This is a genomic window from Microcoleus sp. BM001215392 (genome assembly GCF_036700185.1).
GTDB lineage: Bacteria > Cyanobacteriota > Cyanobacteriia > Cyanobacteriales > Microcoleaceae > Microcoleus.
Genome location: NZ_JAUBOJ010000405.1, coordinates 1 through 6493 on the forward strand (window position 1 = coordinate 1; position 6493 = coordinate 6493).

The 6493-nt window shown below is 45.8% G+C and carries 5 protein-coding genes; 4 read left to right on the plus strand and 1 reads right to left on the minus strand.

Annotation, left to right across the window (positions count from 1 at the left end; genetic code table 11):
* Positions 1–152 precede the first annotated feature (152 nt).
* Positions 153–1625: an HlyD family efflux transporter periplasmic adaptor subunit gene (locus QT974_RS29150; RefSeq protein WP_333471874.1), complete on the minus strand. Its 1473-nt coding sequence runs from the start codon at positions 1623–1625 to the stop codon at positions 153–155.
* Between the two features lie 672 nt (positions 1626–2297).
* Here QT974_RS29150 and QT974_RS29155 point away from each other — a divergent pair.
* From QT974_RS29155 to QT974_RS29170, 4 genes are all read left to right on the plus strand, one after another.
* Complete coding sequence (locus tag QT974_RS29155) at positions 2298–2591, plus strand: potassium channel family protein (RefSeq protein WP_333471878.1); 294 nt, start codon at positions 2298–2300, stop codon at positions 2589–2591.
* 222 nt (positions 2592–2813) lie between these two features.
* Complete coding sequence (locus tag QT974_RS29160; protein ID WP_333471875.1) at positions 2814–3686, plus strand: hypothetical protein; 873 nt, start codon at positions 2814–2816, stop codon at positions 3684–3686.
* Positions 3687–4184: 498 nt separating this feature from the next.
* Entirely contained in the window at positions 4185–5033 is an 849-nt protein-coding gene (locus QT974_RS29165; RefSeq protein WP_333471876.1) for a DUF6920 family protein, read from the plus strand.
* A gap of 188 nt (positions 5034–5221) precedes the next feature.
* Positions 5222–6337 carry an Acg family FMN-binding oxidoreductase gene (locus tag QT974_RS29170; protein ID WP_333471877.1) on the plus strand — a complete coding sequence of 372 codons (1116 nt, stop codon included), beginning with the start codon at positions 5222–5224 and terminating at the stop codon, positions 6335–6337.
* Positions 6338–6493 lie beyond the last annotated feature (156 nt).

Sequence of the window (6493 nt, forward strand, 5' to 3'; positions counted from 1 at the left end):
GTCGGTTTCAACCGACTTTAGCTATGAGACAGGGGTTTTAACCCCTGGCGGACTTGTGGGATGACTAACGGACACGGGGCGGGCTTTCAGGCTTAAGTTGACACGCTTTGGGCTCTTGGAGTGTCCTGATTTCTAGATCGCCAAAGCTACCATCAACCTCCGTTGAGCCCAGTGACTTTGCGGGCTCCGGGTGGAAAACTGAGCAAAACCCGTTCGTTCCCAGTTAAACCAGACTTGACCTCAGTTTTGTCATTGACAGTTGTCCCAACTACGATCGGCGTAAAGACTGGATTTGCGCCTGTTTTCGCCACAAATACACCCTGAACTGCTGTCTGTTGGACGATCGCAGCCGTCGGCACAATCAGCACCTGAGTCAATTCTCCAGCTTTGAAATCGATCGTCACATTCATCCCCTGATGAAGCAATCGTTCGGTGTCAGCAACTGTTACTTTCACCTCAAAACTGGTCACGTTTTGCTGCACCAAAGACTGGGTAGCCACTTGTGTCACCTTGCCCTCAAAGGTTTTGCCAGCATAGGCATCCACCTTGATTACCGCCACCTGGCCGACGCGGATTTGGGCAATGCTGGCTTCCGCCACCTGCGCCACGATTTCATTTTTCGATGCCAAAGCCAGAATTGAAGATGATGTTGCCGAAGTCACTGCACTACCTGCTGTGGTTGGGGTGACAAATGCACCAGGATCGGCATATTTGCGGGCAACAATCCCGGCGAAGGGGGCGCGAATTACGGTATCCTCAATACTTCGTTGGACGATCGCCTCCGCACCTTGGGCGGCCATTACCTTGGCACGGGCTTCGGCAATATCTTCGGGGCGAGAACCCGCTTTGAGTAAATTCATCGCCTCTTGTCGCTGTTTGAGGACGCTTTCGGCTTGGGAGATATCTTCGGGGCGCGATCCGACTTTGAGTAAATCGAGGGCTTGCTGGGCTTGCTCCACTTGCGCGATCGCACTATCATGATTCGAGCGAGCCGTGCTGAAGGCTTGTTGAGAGATTGCTCCGGCTGTTTGCAATTCTTGGTTGCGCTGCAAATCTTCTGCTGCTTGCCTGTTAGTGACTTGAGCTTTATTCAGATTGGCTTGTGCCTGAGCGATTTCCTGGGAGCGATTCCCCGCCAGCAGCTTTTGCAAACTGGCGTTGGCTCCATCCACCTGAGCTTGAGCTTTGGCGATATCCTGCGATCGATTCCCCGAAATTACCTTATCCAAATTTGCCTCAGCCGCAGCAAGGTTTCCCCGGGCCTGGAGCAATTGCCCTTGGAGGTTCGAGTTGTCCATATAGGCAACCACCTGTCCTGCTTGGACAAATTCACCTTCTTTAACCAGCAACTGCTTCAAAACACCAGAGGTTTTGGGACTAACATTGACCGAACTTTCCGGTTGCACAGTCCCATTCGCTGACACCAAAATCGTCAGATTGCCCCGCGTGACTAATGCTGTCTGAATCTTGCTTTGCGCTCGTTGCTGAGGTGCCGTCACTAATTGGTTATAGGCAACATAACTGCCGATTCCTGCGATCGGAATTGCTACCAGCAAACCCATCAGCCATTTGTTGATTTTTAGCCGATCGATTCCTTGCTTTAAATTCAAGCTAATACTGAACATTTTCACCTCAAATTTAGGTGTAAGGGCGATCGCTTTGATCGAATAGAGTCGTGTTTTTCATAAAATTAATTTTCCAATATAAATTTGAGATATTTATACTTTAAAGTAAATTCTAAAAATTGTTAAGCGATTGTAAGTCAAGCATAGCTACCAGCATCAATAAAAATATGTCTCTAAATATAGAGATAAAGAATTCTAAAAGATGAGTATCTTAGCGCGAGCATTAATCGCTATCTGGCTTTCGACTCGATCTATTCCTATTGATAGAGATTGCAGTGAAAAAGTCCTAGTCAAATATCAGTCTATTGATTGATTCATTTAGTAATAATTACGAGTCTAGTTAAAGTGAGTAAAAAAAAGATAAATTTAATCCGATAAAATCAGAAAAAACTTACATCAAATACGTTGGCATCGAAATCATTCATCTTTCTCTTCTCTTCCTCTGCGCCCTCTGCGCTCTCTGCGGTTAAAAAAATCCGATCCAACCGAAATTCATAGAGAATTCGGCGGTTGAAACCGCTTCTTGTCAAACAAAGTCCGCCTCCGCAGACTAAGAAATAAAGTCCAAGAGGGCAACCACGGGGGGATTGCCCCTACAAAGCATCAAATTGCCTTGCCAATTGTAGGGGCGGTGCCCCCGTGCCCGCCCTCATAGACTTATAGACAAGTGGTATAACTGATTATGCTACGGCGCTGTGGTGGACGGCAATGTTGTTAACGACGATCGGCTCTGATTACTTCCCAAAAACGGCGGAAGGGCGGGTGCTGTGTTTTTTGCTGGGGTTGTATGCGATCGCAGTATGTGGTTATTTGACAGCAACACTGGCAACATATTTTATCGATCGCGATGCCGAGAATGGTGACGCAGAACTAGCCAGTGCAAAATCAATTCAAGCCTTGCAAACAGAAATTAGCGCACTGCGAACAGAGATTCAAGCCTTAACACGACGAGATTTAGAGCGTTGAATTTCTCAGAATTACCTAAATTAAACCCTGCTTTCATAAAAACTATTCCTTAAGAACAGTACCTTCGCCAATTTTAAAGAGTAAACTAGCAAACCCAGCATAATGTCTGCACAAAAATATAAATTACTGCCGTTCTATTTGAGCTTTTCTCACAGTTTCTTCATCTTTGTTCAATATCATGAAAGATAGTCCACATTCTTATTATTGACGAGGATGATTTTTGTGAAATGGCAACAATTAATTCTAGCTTTCCTAGCGACAATTTGCTTAATATTTGCAGGTAATGCCCTGGCTCAGACTGATATCAATATCAACAATACCAACCTCATCCGCTTTGGTGGCAGCGTCACCGTACCAGAGAATCAAGTTGTGGAAAATGCCCTGGCTTTTGGCGGGAGTGTGACGCTATCCCCTAATGCCAAAGTTGTGGATACTGCGATCGCTTTTGGCGGCGATGTCATCCTGAAGAAAGGAGCGCGGGTAGAGGGTGATGCTTACTCGTTTGGCGGCAAAATCCTACAGGAACCAGGTGCAATTATTAGTGGCGAACGCGCTACATTCAGCGATCGACATGGGATGATGTATGGTGTCGATGGCGGCAGAAATAGCTTCTTCGTTCACTACTTCTTCAGTGTCCTTTTTAGAATTAGTTCCGCCGTAGTATCAGCTATTATCGGACTGATTATTTTGCATAGCAGCCCACAATTCCTGCCGAATTTGGCCGCACAATTGCGTCAACGCCCCGGTTTGACTGCTCTATGGGGAATGGGGGCGATCGTCTCCTTTGTCTTTGTAACTGTGTTTCTGGCGATTACGCTGATTGGGATTCCGCTGATTCCACTCCTGAGTCTGACGGCGGTTGTCACGGCTCTAGTCGGAGCATTAGGTGTGGCGCTTTTTGTCGGTCAATCCCTAGTCGGTAAGGGCGATCGATCTTTACAGCAGCAGTTTTTAGTGGGTTTGGCGATCGTGACTGTTCTGACACTAATTCCATTTTTCGGAGGGTTAGCTGTTTCCCTAGTCAATCTCTTCGGCTTGGGTGTCATCTTGCTGTGGCAATTCGGTAGCGAAAAACCTCAAATAGCTACTTCTTGAGTAGGGCGGCATAAATGTCGATCGTTCGTTTTAAGTTTCGGGATTACAGAAGATTTCGGATTGCTCGTCGCGGGAACGATCGAAGTTCGATCGTTGGGCGCAATTTAACGCCGAAAATGGAGAAAATATATTGACTGACACATGAAAAATGAAGCCAAATTAACGCTGCTTAAAATCATTCACACTGCAATCTGGGTATTCTTCAATTTCGTGATTTTCTATATGCTTTATGCGGCGATCGCCAATAAACTCGATATCTGGCTCTGGCTCGGCTATGGATTTGTATCTCTAGAAGGGCTAACCCTACTAACCTTTCGATTCGTCTGCCCGTTAACTCTGATTGCACGGAAATATTCAAATTCAACACAGGACAATTTTGCGATTTATCTTCCTAATTGGCTATCAAAATATACGTTTCTAATCTATACAACTATTTTGGTGATCGTTTCGCTGGTCACAATCTATCAAATTCTAAATCAAAAAACATAGGTAAGTATTATGTGGATGAAATGGACTGCAATGATTGGTGTTTTAATCCTAGTCTGCATTGGAATTGCTGCCATTTATGGTAGCTATCGCTGGCAGTCAGATACTGATAAATTACGAGCCAAATTAACAAATGGACGGCGAACAATTAAGCCCCTAATCTACGACCAAAAAGAGCTTGAAGGCTTGCCAGCACCCGTACAGCGATTCTTTAGGACAGTTCTTAAGGACGGACAAGCGATCGCCTCTGCGGTCAAACTCTCTCAGCAGGGACTGTTCAATATGAATGAAATGGAGGATAAGTGGAGTCCGTTTACTGCCACTCAATTTGTGATGACTCAACGTCTGGGTTTTGATTGGGATGCACGCATCCAGATGGCTCCAGGAGTTAATGCCTTTGTTCATGATGCCTATATCTTAGGAGAAGGCAGCTTACACGCATCATTACTCGGTCTTTTTACCGTTGCTGATGTGCGCGGTACTCCTGAAGCTAACCAAGGTGAATTATTGCGGTTCTTTGCTGAGGCTCCTTGGTATCCGACTGCACTATTGCCCAGTCAAGGTGTGCGCTGGGAGGCGATTAATGACACATCTGCTCGCGCTACTTTGACGGATGGCGCAACCACTGTCTCCGTCGTATTTCAGTTTAATGCTGAAGGGACGATCGCCACTATGCGGGCTGAGGCTCGTTATCGCGACAAGGTAACTGCGATGCCTTGGTGCGGTCGATTATGGGAATATTCAGTTCGCAATGGGATGCTGATTCCTTTAGAAGGAGAGGTGGGATGGGAATATCCAGAAGGCATTCGGCTCTATTTTAAAGGAAGAATTACAGAGATTGAGTATGAGTTTGCATCGTGAGCGATGGCGAACTAAAACGAGTGCATCTGTGTTTTGCAAATATATTCGTAGGGGCGAAGCATTCCGGCAGAAAATCTCTGGTTCTCATTGATAAATTGCCTGCCGGAATGCTTCGTCCTTCTTCCTGATTGGAAACACCAGAATCGTTTTAAACAAACCACAAATCTTGATATTAAAGGATGCCGATTATGAACAGAGAACAGTTTATAGGCATTGCCGGCGGGACACTAATTGCAGCCGTGACAACAGCTTATTTGTTGAGTGATAAAAGCAATATTTCCAGGGCGGATATCAAACCGTCAGACGAGAAAAATGCAACTCTCCAGCCAGACGAAAAAGAGATTTTGCTTCTCGCCTCCCTTGCACCAAGCGGCCACAACACACAGCCGTGGTTTGTCCAATATCTCGAACCTTATCACTGGATTATCGGTAACGATCGCACTAAATGGCTGCCGGCTGTTGACCCGACTCAGAGAGAAACGATATTATCGATCGGCAGTTTCATCCAAAATCTAGAATATGCCGCTGGTGCTTTTGGCTACCTCTGCGATTGGAATTTACTCGCTACCAGCAATCAGGACGATCGCCTGATGGAACTAAAACTGATCAAAAAAACATCAAAGAATCCCTTTGATACTGCAAAAATCAAAAATCGCCGCACAGTTCGTTCCGACTTTTTAAGCGATGTGCTGAAACCAGAAGACCTCAAATATCTTGTCAATTCAGAACCAGAATTTATTCATTATCTACCCAACACTAGCCAACAAAGTGAATTTATCGACGAACAAACTATCGTTGCTAACCGCTTGCAAGCCGATCGCGAGCCAGCACAGCAAGAGTTAGCAGACTGGATCAGATTCTCTACTAAGAATGCCGAGAAATATCGCGACGGACTGACAACTGCAAGTATGGAGATAGAAGGAATTCCAGGTTGGGTGGTGCGGAATTTTTACCACAAAGAAAATGTGATGAAAAAGGATTTCCGAGAGGTAGGCATTGATAAAGTCAAAAAGCAAGTGTCGCAATCGGCAGGTTGGATGCTAATCACCAGCAAGGACAATTCAGTAGCGACATTGCTCGAAACTGGCAGACGAATGCAACGACTTTTCCTGAAGGTGCGGGAAAAAAGTATCGCCATTCATCCGATGACCCAGATATTGGAAGAATCATCAACGCGGCAAATGCTAAATCAATCAATTGGAATTAAGGAAAATATTCAATTCATTTTGCGAGTGGGTTATGTGAAGAATTACCCAGAACCAGTTTCGCTACGCCGCCCCGTTGATTGGTTTGTGCGGCAATGATGGATAGAAGAGGAGACGGAGGAGACTGCACGTGTCTTTCTTCGTGTCAACTTAACGCCAAACCCCTTCAGAGACTACTGTTTGACGATTAAAGCCAGATCCCCCCTAGCCCCCCGATCGAAGGGGGGGACAAGAGTCTTCTCAAAGTCCCCCGAC

Bases quoted from the DNA above. Each gene is read 5' to 3' on its own strand.
- QT974_RS29170 (WP_333471877.1), top strand. From the start codon at position 5,222: ATGAACAGAGAACAGTTTATAGGCATTGCCGGCGGGACACTAATTGCA.
- QT974_RS29150 (WP_333471874.1), bottom strand. From the start codon at position 1,625: ATGTTCAGTATTAGCTTGAATTTAAAGCAAGGAATCGATCGGCTAAAA.
- QT974_RS29165 (WP_333471876.1), top strand. From the start codon at position 4,185: ATGTGGATGAAATGGACTGCAATGATTGGTGTTTTAATCCTAGTCTGC.